The organism is Ochrobactrum quorumnocens, assembly GCF_002278035.1.
Taxonomy (GTDB): domain Bacteria; phylum Pseudomonadota; class Alphaproteobacteria; order Rhizobiales; family Rhizobiaceae; genus Brucella; species Brucella quorumnocens.
Genome location: NZ_CP022604.1, coordinates 1,161,527 through 1,176,807 on the forward strand (window position 1 = coordinate 1,161,527; position 15,281 = coordinate 1,176,807).

The following is a 15,281-nucleotide window of genomic DNA, read 5'->3' on the forward strand; positions in this document are numbered from 1 at the left end:
GTAATCTCCCATTTAGTCTATACGGCCAAGAAGCGCGTGGCGAACCCGCTGCGTAATGAGATCGATGACGACGATGGTCACGATAATCAAAAGCAGGATGGCGCTAACGTCGCTGTAGTAAAACTGGCGGATCGATGTGAGCAGTTCCTGCCCGATGCCACCGGCCCCGACAAAGCCCATGACAGAAGCGCCGCGAACATTGATCTCGAAACGCAGCAATCCGTAGGATGCAAAATTCGCTGCCACCTGTGGCAGCACAGCAAAACGAATAACCTGCAGTCCTGACCCTCCGGCAGCCCGGATACCCTCAACAGGCCGCATGTCTATATTCTCAACAACTTCCGAAAACAGCTTGCCTAATGCGCCGGTGGTGTGAAGCATAAGCGCGAGTACACCAGCCATCGGTCCAAGACCAAAGGCGATGACAAACAAAAGCGCAAATACAATTTCAGGAACGGTGCGCAGCAACTCAAGCCCACGACGAACTATAAAGCGAACAGTGGAATTTGGCGCCATATTGGATGAGGCTGCAAAGGATGCCGCAAAGGCAATCACAGCGCCGATCAATGTTGCCAGATAAGCAATCAGCAGTGTCTCAAACAACATTTTGAGCCAGCCACCGATATTCCAGTACCAGGCAGCAAGATCGCCCCAGAAATTGGCAATCGTCAGTTCTGGCAGAATGCGGCCAAGATAGCTTGTAAAGCGAAAGAGGTTCTCGACCAGTGTGCCCGGCCGAACATCGGCAACAACGGAGGCAGCTATGGCGATAACGACAAGCGCAAGGAGGAGCGCGATACCGTAGAGACGCCGTTTGCCGACTTCTCTGCGATAATCGGCAAGCAAGCCTTTAGCTCCGTTGCCGTCGAGTGAGGATACCGTCATGCGAGATTCCTTTAATCAAGCATGATCATATCCGAAAACCGGTTCCCACCTTTCGGGATCATGCTCTAAAAAATGCCCGGAACGGGATACGTTCCGGGCATTTCAATTGTTCTACGGATTAGGACTTGCGAGCCTTGTCGTTGAACTTGAGCATCTCGATGATTGGCTCATATTCCTTGGCTTCAGTCGCTACAAATTCCTGATCCTTGCCATCGGAAAGGGCGTCAAAGCCAGCCTTGTCCTTCTTTGGCATATCGAGGAAAGCCTGCTTGATGTCGGCCTTGAGCTGGTCTGGCAGAGTGCTGAGGACAGCAAATGGGCCTTCTGGAAGGAAGTCCGACTTGAAGATGACGCGGAAATCATCCTTCGTCATTGCTTTGCCGTTTGCATCCTTGAGAACGCCGCGGCTGATCATGCGGGTAAGGTTGGAATCGTCTTCCGAATTCCAGGAGTTTGCAGCAGCGTCTGCGGTGCCCTGTGCGAGAGCAAGAACTGCATTTTCATGGCTGCCGGCAAAGAAGTTCTTACCAAAGAACGTATCGACGCTATAGCCGTCACGGTTCAAGAAGAAGCGTGGCGCGTTGTTGCCCGATGTCGAGTTTGGATCAACCAGAGCAATCGCTTTGCCCTTGAGGTCGTCCATCTTCTGGTACGGGCTGTCGGCCCGAACATAAACAACCGAGTAATAGCCGTTTACGCCAGTGTCGTGACGCTGGTTGACGAGCGGAGTGGTTTCAACGCCGGTCATGACTGCACGAGCATATGAAGCCGGGCCATAAAAAGCGATCTGGATATTGCCAGCGCGCTGGCCTTCGATAACAGCTGCATAGTCGTTAGCAACGCGCAGGGTCACCTTGGTGCCGAGTTCCTTACCGAGATAAGCAGCCAGAGGCGCATAACGGTCGGAAGTGGTCGAAGCGTTTTCAGCTGGGATAACGCCCAGAACGATTTCTGGATAATCCTTGCTCCAGTCAGCTGCCTGAGCAGTGGAAGCCATCATTGGCAAGGTCAGCGTAGCGGTAAGCGCAGCAGCCGCCAGAAAGTTTCTACGGTTAAGCATAAGTCTCTCCTGTTAATCCCTGATTTTGGAGCGTAAATTTTCCGGAGCTATGTTGGCTCAGGCGGAAAGTTGGCGCAGAACGGCTTCTGCCGGCTGCGGAACTGGCATCGACATTGGCTCGGTCGCATCATCCTGATCGATGACGTCATCGGCTTCCATGCCGTAAAGGTCGCGTGATGCCATATCGGTCAGCATTGACGGCGTTCCTCGGAACACGATCTTGCCAGCAGACATGCCGACGAGGCGGTCGCAATAATTGCGCGCAATATCGAGTGAGTGCAGATTGCAGAGAACCGTAATTCCATATTCGCGATTGATACGACGCAATGCATCCATGACGCTGCGCGTATTACGCGGGTCGAGCGAAGCGATTGGTTCATCTGCTAGGATAATACGTGGTTGCTGAACAAGAGCGCGGGCAATCGCCACACGCTGTTGCTGGCCACCGGAAAGCTCATCGGCGCGATGCGCTGCCAGATGGGCGATATCAAACTGCTGCAAAGCGGAAAGGGCAATCAGACGCTCTTCATCGCTCCAGATACGCAAGAGCGACTTAGGGGTGGAAACATAGTTCAAACGGCCCATAAGCACGTTGGTCAGAACATCAAGTCGATCAACCAGATTGAAATGCTGGAAGATCATCGCACATTGCGCACGCCAGGCGCGCAGCCCAGAACCTTTAAGCCCTGTAACGTCGCGGCCGTCCCAGTGAATTGTTCCCTCTGAAGGCTCAACGAGGCGATTGATCATACGCAGCAGCGTCGACTTGCCCGCGCCCGAACGCCCGATAATTCCAACAAACGAGCCCGGCTCGATCTCGAGGTCAACACCCGAAACCGCCACCTTATCATTATAACGGCGCGTTACGTTTTTTAGTTGAAGCATGAATTCGTCTCCATTCATGCTCACTATTGATCCGTTCAATGACACTGCAATGAACGGACCATGACGTTTGTGTAAACTTACATTCCGCTTTAAGTTTTTAATTTAGGCAATTGTTTTAATGCTAATTTTATCCAGATGGTGCAGGAAGGCATCTGTGGAAGCAGCGACTTCACCCGAATTGTCTATTATGACAACATCGTCAGCACCGTCATCAAAGCTCACTTCGCGCGCAAGTCGCAGAGCGATTTCTTCTCTACTTTCACGACCGCGCGATGCGAGCCGTTCGGCGAGCACCTCCGGGCGTGCCGAAATGATGACAACTGAACGCTCGGAATAAAGCCTGCGGATATCACCGAGCACCCGACGCGAGACATTGGCAATCACAACAGTTCCGTCGGCGATTTCATCATCAAGCGATTTCGGCAATCCATAGCTCAGGCCATGCGCCTGCCAGTGCAGCGCGAAAGCACCCTCGCCTGCGGCTTTTGTAAATGCTGTTTCATCCAGACTGTCGTGATCTTCCGTGCCCGGCATTTGCGGGCGCGTAATAATGCGACGGACAAAATGAAAACGCGTGTCGCTCGCGAGAGCCACACGCGCCGCATCCATAATCGTGTCTTTGCCGGCCCCACTGGGACCGACAACGGCGACGAAACATCCAATTGGCTTATTGTCTGCAGGCATCACAACACACGCTCACCTTCGCGCCAGACTGTGCGTACAACTGGAATAGCACCTTTGGTGCGAGTGCGAACCAGATCCGCACGCTTACCGATAGCGATTTCGCCGCGATCATCCATTGCCATGGCATCAGCCGGATTCTTGGTCACGAGACGAATTGCATCGGGCAAAGCAATCGGGCGTTCACCGGAAGCAAGGCCGAATGCCGACTGGATAAGGCTGAACGGAATATAGTCCGAAGACAGAATATCGAGGCTGCCATTATCAACGAGATCGCGAGCAGCAATATTACCAGAATGAGAACCGCCGCGAACGATGTTTGGCGCGCCCATCAGGATCGACAATCCTGCACCTTTGGAAGCATGAGCTGCTTCCATCGTGGTTGGAAATTCAGCGATCCGCACACCATGATCAAGCGATTCATCGACGTGATTGCTCGTCGCATCGTCATGACTCGCCAAAACGATCCCGCGATGCGCCGATAAATCAGCAATCGCGCGGCGATGTTTTGCAGAATAGGCGTCTGAATCTGCCATGCGCTTCTCACAATGCACCCGGAACTCCTCATCCGTGAGCTTCATCTTGCGCATGTAATAGGTGCGATAGGTCTCAAGATCAACGAATTGCCGTTGTCCAGGCGCATGATCCATAAGCGAAGCGAGCTTGACCCGGTCGTCATTTTCAAAAAGTGCAAAGCTTTCGAGGCAATCCGCCGATGAAACTTCACAACGTAGATGCAGGAAGTGATCAGCGCGCAGCCTGTTCTCGCGCACGCCGCTTTCAATAGCATCTGCAAGCATACGCATATCCTTGCCAGCAAAATCGCGGTCATAGTCTGAGCCGACACGCATGGCATCGAACACAGTTGTAATACCGGAAGCTGCGACCTGCGCGTCATGCGCCTGAACTGCAGCGTCGACATTCCAACGGACTTTAGGGCGTGGTGCGTAATGGCTTTCGAGCTGGTCGGTGTGCAACTCGATCAGACCGGGAATGACATAATCGCCATCCATGTCATCGCCACCATTGGTGTTGCCCTGATCAATCGCTGCAATTTTGCCATCGCGGATCAGAATCGATCCAGAGACAATCTCGTCAGCAAGCACGATGCGAGCATTTTTAAGAACGATTTCGTTAGCCATTGGATAGCTCTTTCATAACCGCATTTGTATTGGCGGACGTTTCGTATTTCGAGAGGAAAGCTTCGATATCGAGCGTGCGGAAATCATCGAGTCCATCACGCAGACGCTCGTGATCCCAATCCCACCAAGCCAGTCGATCCAAACGATTGCCGGTAGCGGCATCGAACCGTTCGCGGATAAGACGTGCAGGGACGCCGCCGACGATCGTATAAGGAGCCACGTTCCTGCTGACGACTGCTCCGGCTCCAATAACCGCGCCATTGCCAACCGTCACTCCCGGCAGAATGGTCGAACCGTGGCCAAGCCATGTGTCGTGACCAATCTTCACGGAATTGCCGCGTCGCCACTCGAAAAACTCGGTTTCATCCTTTTCACCCGGCCAGTAATCACCTGCACGATAGGTGAAATGATGCAGTGTCGGACGCCATGTCGGATGATTGGTCGCATTGATGCGCACATGGCTGGCAATATTGGAAAACTTGCCAATCTCTGCACACCAGATTTCGCAGTCGATACCGAGATAGGAATAGTCATCAAGCACAGTTTCCGAAACCCGGCTACGCGCGCCGACTTCCGTGTAACGGCCAAACTTGCTGCCGTTAACTTCGGCAGTATCGTGAACCAAAGGTTCTACCGAGAGCTTAGTCATGCCGCGGCCCTCGGAGAGAAAGCGGTAACATCGATAATCCGATCGGCAACCTGTTCACGCACATCTTCGTCATGGAAGATGCCGAGCATTGCGACGCCCTGAGCTTTCTTGGCCTTAATAAGATCAACAACGACTGCGCGGTTCTTGGCATCAAGTGAAGCCGTTGGCTCGTCAAGCAGCAACACCGGATGATCCGTGATGAAACCGCGCGCAATATTCACGCGCTGCTGTTCGCCACCTGAGAACGTGGCAGGAGGCAGCGCCCAAAGCCGTTCTGGCAGGTTGAGCTGCGCAAGCAATTCGCTTGCACGATTGCGAGCAGCATCGCGATCAACACCACGCGCCACCAATGGCTCCGCAACGACGTCGATTGCCGCCACGCGAGGCAACGTGCGCAAGAACTGGCTGACATATCCAATCGTATCACGCCGAACGGCCAGCACTTCGCGCGGATCGGCAGTCGCCAGATCCACCATGCGATCTTCGTGACGAATAAGGATCGAGCCAGCATTCACTGCGTAATTGCCATAGACCATCTTGAGGATGGAGCTTTTACCCGCACCGGATGGTCCGCCAAGCACAGCGCATTCGCCTGCTTCCAGATTGAAGTCCACGTTACTTACGACTGGCAACTGAATGCCGCCCTGCAAATGCATCGTGAACGTCTTCGCCAGACCCGACACGGCTAGCGGAGAGGATGTTCTAACTTGTGTCATTTCTCACCTCACGCATGAAGTTTCGCTAATTTACGAACAACACGCTGCAAACATCTGTTTTAATTTACTAAACCTGCAAAATAGACGACACGAGCAGCTGCGTGTAAGGCGCTTGCGGGTCATCCAGAACGCGGTCGGTCAGGCCCTGTTCGACAATATGGCCGTCTTTCATGACCATGATGCGATGGGACAGAAGACGCGCCACTGCGAGATCGTGGGTCACGATGACAACCGAAAGGCCGAGATCGCTCACCAAACCGCGCAGCAGGTCGAGAAGACGTGCCTGCACGGACACGTCTAGACCGCCGGTCGGTTCATCCATGAAAACAAGGCGCGGGGCTGTGACGAGATTGCGCGCAATCTGCAGACGCTGACGCATACCGCCGGAGAAAGCGCGGGGCTGGTCGTCGATGCGGTCAGCAGCTATTTCGACACGTCCGAGCCATTCAGTTGCCGTGTTGCGAATATTGCCATAGTGGCGTTCGCCAACAGCCATCAGCCGTTCACCGACATTGGCACCCGCCGAAACGGTCATACGCAGACCATCGGAAGGGTTCTGATGCACGAAGCCCCAGTCGGTACGCATCAGGAAGCGGCGTTCAGCCTCCCCGATCTTGTAAAGATCGCGGAACTCGCCATCGCGCATCCGATATTCCACGCTGCCCGATGTCGGTTCCAGACGGGTCGCCAGACAGTTGAGCAAAGTCGTCTTGCCCGAACCGGATTCACCGACAATGGCCAATACTTCGCCCGGCCACAGCGAGAAATCGATATCTGCGCAACCACGGCGGCTGCCATAAAACTTCGAGAGATTGCTGACTTTCAGCAGAGGTTCGACGCTCATTCCGCGGCCTCCTTATTCGCTGCCAGATGACCAAAGTGGCCATTCGCCTGACGATCTTCACAATAATCGGTGTCGGAGCAGACAAACATCGAGCCGCCACGGTCATCGAGCACGACTTCGTCGAGATAAACGCCGCGTGCGCCACACAATGCGCAAGGCTCTTTGAATTTCTGCACTTCGAATGGATGATCCTCGAAATCGAGGCTCACGACATCCGTATAAGGAGGCACGGCATAGATGCGCTTTTCACGACCGGCACCAAAAAGCTGCAGAGCTGGCGACATATGCATCTTCGGATTGTCGAACTTCGGTGTTGGCGACGGTGCCATGACATAGCGCCCTTCGATCATCACCGGATAATCATAGGTCTTGGCGATATGGCCGTGGCGCGCGATATCCTCGTAAAGCTTCACATGCATGAGGCCGTATTCGGCAAGCGCGTGCATCTTGCGCGTTTCAGTTTCACGCGGCTCCAGAAAACGCAGCGGCTCAGGAATTGGAACCTGATATACAATCACCTGTCCCTCACTCATCGGATATTCCGGAATGCGGTGACGCGTCTGGATGATCGTCGCCTCACCCGTATGAGTGGTCACGGCAACATCCGCAGTCTTCTGGAAGAATGCACGGATGGAGACGGCATTGGTCGTATCATCAGCACCCTGATCGATCACCTTCAGCACATCATTCTGACCGAGGATTGCGGCAGTTACCTGCACACCGCCTGTGCCCCAACCATAAGGCATCGGCATTTCGCGGCTTGCGAACGGCACCTGATAGCCCGGAATAGCGATGGCTTTCAGGATAGCACGGCGGATCATCCGCTTCGTCTGCTCGTCCAGATAGGCGAAATTGTAATTGGCTAGATCGCTCATTCTGCTGCTTCCTTGCCTGCGGCAATATTGGCTGCTGCTTCGGTTGCCAAAACTTCAGTCTCATTGTTCGCTTGTTCGTATTCCGCACGCATACGGCGGATGAGATCGAGCTCGGCCTGAAAATCCACGTAATGTGGCAATTTCAGATGCTCGACAAAGCCGGTCGATTGCACATTGTCAGAATGGGAAATGACGAATTCTTCGTCCTGCGCGGGGGCTGTCACATCTGCATCGAATTCGCGAACGCGAAGCGCACGGTCACAAAGCGACATCGACATGGCTTTGCGTTCACTCTGCCCGAACACCAGACCATAGCCGCGCGTGAACTGTGGTGCCTGCTTGGACGAGCCTTTGAACTGGCTCACCATCTGGCATTCGGTCAGCTGAACACGGCCAAGCGAAACGGAAAAGCCGAGCTCGGGCACATCGAACTCAACCTCCACCTCACCAATGCGGATCTCACCGACAAATGGATGCGTGTTGCCATAACCGCGTTGCGTGGAATACCCCAGCGCCAGCAGGAAGCCTTCATCACCACGCGCCAAAGCCTGCAAGCGCAGATCGCGCGGCATCGGAAACGTCCACGGTTCGCGGGTAAGATCGCCCGGCTCATGCCCATCCGGCATTGCACCATCTTCTTCGATCATCCCGTTGACACCGAGAATATCGGTCACGCGTGGCGTTTCTTCAGGCTCAGTCGCACGCACTTCCGGCTCAGGAACGCTGACATCACCCGCCAGTTCCGGATCAAGCAGACGATGCGTATAATCGAATGTCGGTCCCAATAGCTGGCCGCCGGGCAGATCCTTATAGGTGGCCGAAATTCGGCGTTCGATCAACATATTCGCCGTTTCCAGCGGAAGCGAATAACCAAAACGCGGCAATGTCGTGCGGTAGGCACGCACCAGAAAGATCGCTTCAATCAGGTCGCCACGCGACTGGCGCACGGCAAGTGCCGCAAGTTCGCGATCATAAAGCGAGCCTTCGGCCATCACACGATCAACGGCGAGGCCAAGCTGTTCGACAATCTGATCAAGACGCAATGCTGGAACCGAGCGGTCACCACGACGACGATCATCAAGCAGACGGTGGGCATTGCGAATAGCGGTTTCACCGCCCTTTACAGCAACATACATGAGTTAACCCTCCAGAGACTCGACACGGGTTGTACGGGGAAGCGCTGCGGCTTTACCGTCAGCGACGAGCACCAGATCGATACCCAGCGGGAACAACGCGCCATTTTCACGCCATTGCGCAGTAAAATCCTGCGGCAGTCCATCAACGGTCAGCACAGTTTCATCCTTGATGCCCGGGCCTTTGAGGCAGAAACCCTGCCCGCTCGTCAGAGACGAAACTGCTAGAACAACAGTCGTCGAACGATCCGGAAATTCAGGGTCTCCCTGCGCGAAGGAAGAAAGTACCGGTAGCGATTGCGCATCCGTTACAAGTGCGAACTGCGCTTTCGATTGATCCCCAACGATTGGCGCACCAGTATGGAATGTCAGCCATGCCGTTGCGTCCTTGTTGGCTGCAATTTTAGCATCGACCCAGACGCTTGCGTCGTGATCAAGCAATGTTGCAGCAATCACGCCAAGCTCAGGCGTAAGCGGCTGTGGTGGCGTCGCAGCTTGAACCAACGAATAAATGCGGCCGGGATTTGCAATAGCGTGCATCACAGCATGAAACGCCGATTGCGCCTCATTAACCGGATCAGCCAGACCGCCTTCGAAAGCAGAAGAAGAATGGAGCATCAGTTGTCTCCCCGAACCATAGTGAAGAAGTCGACCTTGGTGGCAGCGGCCTCGGCGCGCAGCTTGGTATCCGCCTCATCAATGCGGCTGCGCAACACGCTCAGCACCTTGGCCTCAACAGTGTCGCGCTGGTCTTCATCGAGCCAAAGCGCATCGAACAGAGCGGCGAGTTTCGCCTTTTCCTGATCGCGTCCGAGTGCATAAGAATGCCCGACTAAGCCATCGGACAGACGAACGGTCGCTCTGGTGACGGTCGCTTCACCGACATTAAAAGGCGCACCGCCGCCGCCGATGCGACCGCGCAGCATAACAAGTCCAGTTTCAGGACCACGCAGAACCTCGAATTCTGGCTTACTCGGCCAATTCTGCCAAAATGATTTCAGTTCTTCACCGCTGGCGCGTGCAAGAATTGCCAAGCTGGCCTGACGTGCAATCTGCGTCGCATCCGGCGCCGTTCTGTTTCCAGTCGTGGAGCCCGCTCCACTTTCACCCGTGCTATGCTGCGTCGTCTGCATGAGCTTATCCGCCCTACCCTAATCTCGTTGACTTTATCGCTCTAATTGTCTATTTATCTAGACAACTATACAATAACACCATTCATATACCCTGCCAATGACAGGACGATGACAAAGCATGGCAAAGACGAAACGAATTGAACGAAACAGCGGCGTGGCCATCTGGCGCCAGATCGCGGACGAGATACGCGGCGACATCATGGCCGGGAAACTTGCAACAGGTGCACGGATGCCCGCCGAGATGGAGTTGGCAGATCGATTTGGTGTCAATCGCCATACAGTGCGCAGCGCAATTGCGGCACTGACGCAGGAAGGTGTGCTACGCGCTGAACAAGGCCGCGGTACTTTTGTGGCCAATGCGAAACGGCTTACCTATCAGATTGGCCGCCGCACCCGCATTTCACAAGCGCTGGCACCACAAGTCAGCGAGACCAAAGGCATCCTGCTGAGTTCCCATGTAGAAACAGCGGCTGCCGACATCATTCAAGCGCTTGAAATAGAAACTGGTTCCGAAACACTGAAGCTTGAAACCATGCACAGTGCGGATGGCCATCCGATTTCCATAGCAACCCATTGGGTGGATGCAAATGCCTTTCCGACTTTCACTGAAGATTATACGGCCAGCGGCTCAATCACGTCCGCATTCAAAGCGGCAGGCGTCAGCGATTATTTCAGAAAATCCACCGTGGTATCGGCACGCCATGCCGATCCAGACGACCTCAAACATCTTAAACTATCCCCGGGCGCTATCGTTCTGACGGCACGCGCAATCAATATAGATACTGCGGGAAAGCCAATTCAATATTCACTAACGCGCTTTTCAGCAGATCGGATGGAGTTCGTTATCGAAAGCGATCCGCTGGATTAATAATTTAAAACAAGGGCTTATAAAGATATTGTAATAACTCAATATAACTAAAAAAGCGGGCGCTCATAGCGCCCGCTTTTTTACATCAAAATGGAATTTCGTCGTCCAGATCGCGGGAGAAACCACCGCCACCGCCGCCACCCTGATTGGATGGGCCGGACGAACCGAAGTCACCACCACCGGAATAATCCGACACCTGGTTGCGATTGCCACCGCCGCCGCCACCAAACGAGCGGCCCTGATCGCCACCTTCGCCACGGCTATCGAGCATCTGAAGTTCACCACGGAACTTCTGCAGCACGATTTCGGTGCTGTAACGGTCATTGCCATTCTGATCCTGCCACTTACGTGTCTGGAGCGCACCTTCGATGTAAACCTTGGAACCCTTCTTCAGATACTGTTCAGCAACTTTGGCAAGGTTCTCATTGAAGATGACAACACTGTGCCACTCGGTGCGATCCTTGCGCTCGCCGCTCTGACGGTCGCGCCAGCTTTCCGAGGTTGCGATGCGCAGATTAGCAATCTGATCACCAGAATTGAGGCGACGGATTTCTGGATCAGCACCAAGGTTGCCGACCAGAATGACTTTGTTGACGCTACCAGCCATCGAAAACTTACTCCGGATCTCTCGCATACACACGTTGAGCGGACTTTTGCCCTGCAAAACGGTGCCTGCTACTAAAGAATGGCCAACCACCTGAATGTATTGACCTGAAATTCAGCTACCACCTTACAGCAGCAGCCACTGCTGCGCTCATCTCTGCGCTGCGAATTCAACCAATGTCCACAGAAGTTATGTTCCTGTTTTGTTCAAATTACAAGTACGCAGATAGATTTCCATGCATTTTTCACATGCTTGAGGTCCAAATGGTAAACTCTCAAATGATCTTACAAGGAAAAGCCCTGCCGCTCACTGTTTCTTTGGCGCGCAGGGCTTGGGGTCGAGCAAAGCTCTTATATCGACAGTACTTCGCCGATAAATCTAATCGGAAATCTGAAATATGAGACCAGATCGCCGCGCATTTTTCAAAATTTCTGCAATCACTCACTTCAATCAAAAAAGCGTCATTCCTTGCAAATGAAGCAATTATGACCGCAAGCGATTGTGCTTTCATCGATGTGAAAGCTATGCAACGTAGTCAGGTGGACTCATGCTCCTTTACCTCCCGGTTCGCTTACTCAACTGGCGGGACCTCTTGCCGATATCGTTTCATCCCTTTCCGATATCTCTCCGCAACCAGTGAGCACAGGTAGTCTGCTCCTGTCAGGAGTGACAGTCAACGCTCTTGCGTTCACATTTCGTATCGCCTATCAGAAGGCTGGTTGTTCGATCTTTGTTCTGGTGCTAAATGTGCGAAGAACGATTGAACAGCCCCCCTTCCCTGGAAGGGGTTCATCCCCATATTATGGAGCGGCGCGACGCAGAGTTCGGCGCCCGAACACTCCATGACATGACCAAACAGGCAGGACGCGGAATGAGCGATCAGAAATTCATTTCCATACGTGGTGCGCGTGAACACAATCTGAAAAATGTCGATCTTGATCTGCCACGCGACAAGCTGATCGTGATGACGGGCCTTTCAGGCTCGGGAAAGTCCTCACTCGCTTTCGATACGATCTATGCGGAAGGTCAGCGACGTTATGTCGAAAGCCTTTCGGCCTATGCGCGTCAGTTTCTGGAGATGATGCAGAAACCCGATGTGGACCAGATTGATGGTCTGTCTCCTGCCATTTCTATTGAACAGAAGACCACGAGCCGCAATCCGCGTTCGACAGTCGGCACAGTCACCGAAATTTATGACTATATGCGCCTGCTGTTTGCGCGTGTGGGTATTCCTTATTCGCCTGCAACCGGCTTACCTATTGAAAGCCAGACGGTCAGCCAGATGGTTGACCGCATCCTGATGCTTGAGGAAGGCACCCGTCTTTTCATTCTGGCCCCCATCGTGCGTGGTCGTAAGGGCGAATATAAAAAGGAACTGGCGGAGCTGCAGAAGAAGGGTTTCCAACGCGTCAAGGTGGACGGCACTTTCTACGAAATCGCTGACGTCCCCGCACTCGATAAGAAGTACAAGCATGATATCGATGTGGTCGTAGATCGCGTTGTTGTGCGCTCCGATCTTTCGACCCGCCTCGCCGACAGTCTGGAAACCTCTCTCAAACTGGCAGAAGGTCTGGCTATAGCGGAATTTGCAGACAAGCCCTTGCTGGCCGAAGATACGTCGGCCGGCGGTGGTGCGAATAAATCTGCCAATGAAACGCATGAACGCGTTATGTTTTCGGAAAAGTTTGCCTGCCCGGTTTCAGGTTTTACGATTCCTGAAATCGAGCCGCGTCTTTTCTCTTTCAACAATCCGTTTGGTGCCTGCCCCACCTGTGATGGCCTTGGTACGCAGCAAGCCATCGACCCAAATCTGATCATACCCGATCATTCAGTCTCTCTGAAAGATGGCGCCGTTGCACCATGGGCACGTTCTTCGTCACCTTATTACAACCAGACGCTTGAAGCGCTCGGCAAGGCCTATGGGTTCAAGGTTGGTGCTCGTTGGTCAGACCTCCCAGATGAAGCGCAGAACGCGATACTTCATGGCACGAAGGGACGAGAAATCACCTTCAACTATGATGACGGTTTGCGCTCCTATCAGACGACAAAGGCTTTTGAAGGTGTCATTCCCAATCTGGAACGCCGCTGGAAAGAAACCGATTCGGCCTGGTCGCGTGAGGAAATCGAACGCTTCATGTCCTCGACGCCCTGCCCGGCTTGTAACGGCTACCGTTTGAAGCCTGAAGCTCTCGCCGTAAAGATCGGCATGAAGCACATCGGCGAAATTACCAGCATGTCGATCCGCAATGCAGACGCATGGTTTCGCGATATCGATGGCAGCTTCAACGATAAGCAGCGCGAAATTGCTGCGCGTATCCTCAAGGAGATCCGCGAACGTCTGGAGTTCCTGAACGATGTCGGCCTTGATTATCTGACGCTTGCGCGGAACTCCGGTACACTGTCAGGTGGTGAAAGTCAGCGTATCCGCTTGGCTTCACAAATCGGTTCTGGGCTTACGGGCGTGCTGTATGTTCTGGATGAACCTTCCATTGGCCTGCATCAACGCGATAATGCGCGTCTTCTCGATACGTTGCGTCATCTGCGCGACCTCGGCAATACGGTTATCGTGGTTGAACATGACGAGGATGCCATCCTTACGGCTGACTATGTCGTCGATATCGGACCCGCTGCAGGCATTCACGGTGGCAAGATCATTGCGCAAGGTTCGCCCGATGATGTTATGTCCCACCCCGACTCGCTCACCGGCAAATATTTGTCGGGCGCTCTGGAAGTCGCTGTTCCCGCAGAACGTCGCGAAATTTCGAAGGCCAAGCGCATCAAGATCGTCGGCGCACGCGGCAATAACCTGAAAAATGTCTCCGCAGATATCCCACTGGGAACGTTTACGGCAGTCACGGGTGTTTCAGGCGGCGGCAAGTCCACCTTCCTGATCGAGACCTTGTTCAAGGCCGCATCGCGCCGTATCATGGGTTCTCGTGAACATCCTGCAGAACATGATCGTATTGAGGGACTGGAGTTCCTCGACAAGGTCATCGATATCGACCAGTCGCCGATTGGCCGCACACCGCGCTCCAATCCTGCCACCTATACAGGTGCATTCACACCGATGCGTGATTGGTTTGCAGGCTTGCCTGAAGCAAAAGCGCGCGGATATCAGCCGGGTCGTTTCTCGTTCAACGTCAAGGGCGGACGCTGCGAAGCCTGTCAGGGCGATGGCGTCATCAAGATCGAAATGCACTTCCTGCCCGACGTCTACGTCACTTGTGACGTCTGCCACGGCAAACGCTACAATCGCGAAACGCTTGAAGTACACTTCAAAGGCAAATCAATTGCCGACGTGCTCGATATGACGGTTGAAGAAGGTGCTGAGTTCTTCTCGGCTGTTCCTGCGGTTCGCGACAAGCTCGAAACACTCGTCAAGGTCGGCCTCGGCTATATCAAGGTTGGTCAGCAGGCGACGACACTTTCCGGTGGTGAAGCGCAGCGTGTGAAGCTTGCCAAGGAACTGTCACGCCGCGCTACCGGACGCACCCTCTACATTCTTGATGAGCCAACCACCGGCCTGCACTTCCATGATGTCGCGAAGCTTCTCGAAGTACTGCATGAGCTGGTCGAACAGGGCAACACAGTCGTCGTCATCGAGCACAATCTCGAAGTCATCAAGACTGCTGACTGGGTGATCGATCTCGGTCCAGAAGGTGGTGATGGTGGCGGTGAGATCGTAGCCGTGGGGCGTCCAGAAGACGTCGCAAAGGAGAAACGCTCCTATACAGGGCAGTTCCTCAAAGAGCTGCTTGAACGCCGCCCTAGGCGCAAGGCTGAAGCTGCTGAATGAGTATAGAAAA

The 15,281-nt window shown here is 53.9% G+C and carries 15 protein-coding genes; 2 read left to right on the forward strand and 13 right to left on the reverse strand.

Annotated features, from left to right (window positions below; all coding sequences use genetic code 11):
• Positions 1-12: 12 nt before the first annotated feature.
• The 12 genes from phnE to phnG all read right to left on the reverse strand — a co-directional run bounded on the left by phnE (position 13) and on the right by phnG (position 10,003).
• A complete protein-coding gene (gene phnE / locus CES85_RS15085) occupies positions 13-885 on the reverse strand; it encodes a phosphonate ABC transporter, permease protein PhnE (RefSeq protein WP_095446702.1) in 873 nt (290 codons plus the stop codon).
• Between the two features lie 118 nt (positions 886-1,003).
• Positions 1,004-1,945, reverse strand: coding sequence for a phosphonate ABC transporter substrate-binding protein (gene phnD / locus CES85_RS15090; protein WP_095446703.1), 942 nt, complete (start codon positions 1,943-1,945; stop codon positions 1,004-1,006).
• A 57-nt stretch (positions 1,946-2,002) separates the two neighbouring features.
• The gene (phnC, locus tag CES85_RS15095; RefSeq protein ID WP_095446704.1) at positions 2,003-2,830 is read right to left on the reverse strand and encodes a phosphonate ABC transporter ATP-binding protein; all 828 of its coding nucleotides are present in this window, start codon (positions 2,828-2,830) and stop codon (positions 2,003-2,005) included.
• Between the two features lie 102 nt (positions 2,831-2,932).
• Positions 2,933-3,514, reverse strand: coding sequence for a phosphonate metabolism protein/1,5-bisphosphokinase (PRPP-forming) PhnN (gene phnN / locus CES85_RS15100; protein WP_095446705.1), 582 nt, complete (start codon positions 3,512-3,514; stop codon positions 2,933-2,935).
• Positions 3,514-4,653: an alpha-D-ribose 1-methylphosphonate 5-triphosphate diphosphatase gene (locus CES85_RS15105; protein ID WP_095446706.1), complete on the reverse strand. Its 1,140-nt coding sequence runs from the start codon at positions 4,651-4,653 to the stop codon at positions 3,514-3,516. Before CES85_RS15105 ends, phnN begins: the two co-directional genes overlap by 1 nt.
• On the reverse strand, positions 4,646-5,302 hold the full coding sequence (locus CES85_RS15110) for a DapH/DapD/GlmU-related protein (RefSeq protein ID WP_095446707.1): 657 nt from the start codon (positions 5,300-5,302) through the stop codon (positions 4,646-4,648). The genes CES85_RS15105 and CES85_RS15110 overlap by 8 nt, the downstream gene beginning before the upstream one ends.
• Positions 5,299-6,018, reverse strand: a complete 720-nt coding sequence (gene phnL / locus CES85_RS15115) for a phosphonate C-P lyase system protein PhnL (RefSeq protein WP_095446708.1) — start codon at positions 6,016-6,018, stop codon at positions 5,299-5,301. The genes CES85_RS15110 and phnL overlap by 4 nt, the downstream gene beginning before the upstream one ends.
• Positions 6,019-6,085: 67 nt before the next feature.
• Positions 6,086-6,862 (reverse strand): phosphonate C-P lyase system protein PhnK, encoded by a 777-nt coding sequence (gene phnK, locus CES85_RS15120; protein ID WP_007875095.1) that lies wholly within the window; start codon positions 6,860-6,862, stop codon positions 6,086-6,088.
• Positions 6,859-7,737 (reverse strand): alpha-D-ribose 1-methylphosphonate 5-phosphate C-P-lyase PhnJ, encoded by an 879-nt coding sequence (locus CES85_RS15125; protein ID WP_095446709.1) that lies wholly within the window; start codon positions 7,735-7,737, stop codon positions 6,859-6,861. The genes phnK and CES85_RS15125 overlap by 4 nt, the downstream gene beginning before the upstream one ends.
• A complete protein-coding gene (locus tag CES85_RS15130; protein ID WP_095446710.1) occupies positions 7,734-8,873 on the reverse strand; it encodes a carbon-phosphorus lyase complex subunit in 1,140 nt (379 codons plus the stop codon). The genes CES85_RS15125 and CES85_RS15130 overlap by 4 nt, the downstream gene beginning before the upstream one ends.
• A gap of 3 nt (positions 8,874-8,876) precedes the next feature.
• Positions 8,877-9,488 (reverse strand): phosphonate C-P lyase system protein PhnH, encoded by a 612-nt coding sequence (phnH, locus tag CES85_RS15135; protein WP_095446711.1) that lies wholly within the window; start codon positions 9,486-9,488, stop codon positions 8,877-8,879.
• Complete coding sequence (gene phnG, locus CES85_RS15140) at positions 9,488-10,003, reverse strand: phosphonate C-P lyase system protein PhnG (RefSeq protein ID WP_095446712.1); 516 nt, start codon at positions 10,001-10,003, stop codon at positions 9,488-9,490. Before phnG ends, phnH begins: the two co-directional genes overlap by 1 nt.
• A 118-nt stretch (positions 10,004-10,121) precedes the next feature.
• Between phnG and phnF the strand changes: the two genes are divergently transcribed.
• Positions 10,122-10,871, forward strand: coding sequence for a phosphonate metabolism transcriptional regulator PhnF (gene phnF / locus CES85_RS15145; RefSeq protein WP_095446713.1), 750 nt, complete (start codon positions 10,122-10,124; stop codon positions 10,869-10,871).
• Between the two features lie 85 nt (positions 10,872-10,956).
• Here phnF and ssb read toward each other — a convergent pair whose 3' ends face one another.
• Positions 10,957-11,478 (reverse strand): single-stranded DNA-binding protein, encoded by a 522-nt coding sequence (ssb, locus tag CES85_RS15150; RefSeq protein ID WP_095446714.1) that lies wholly within the window; start codon positions 11,476-11,478, stop codon positions 10,957-10,959.
• Positions 11,479-12,346: 868 nt separating this feature from the next.
• On the opposite strand from ssb, the gene uvrA reads away from it, so the two are divergent.
• Positions 12,347-15,271 carry an excinuclease ABC subunit UvrA gene (uvrA, locus tag CES85_RS15160; RefSeq protein ID WP_095447908.1) on the forward strand — a complete coding sequence of 975 codons (2,925 nt, stop codon included), beginning with the start codon at positions 12,347-12,349 and terminating at the stop codon, positions 15,269-15,271.
• Positions 15,272-15,281: the final 10 nt, after the last annotated feature.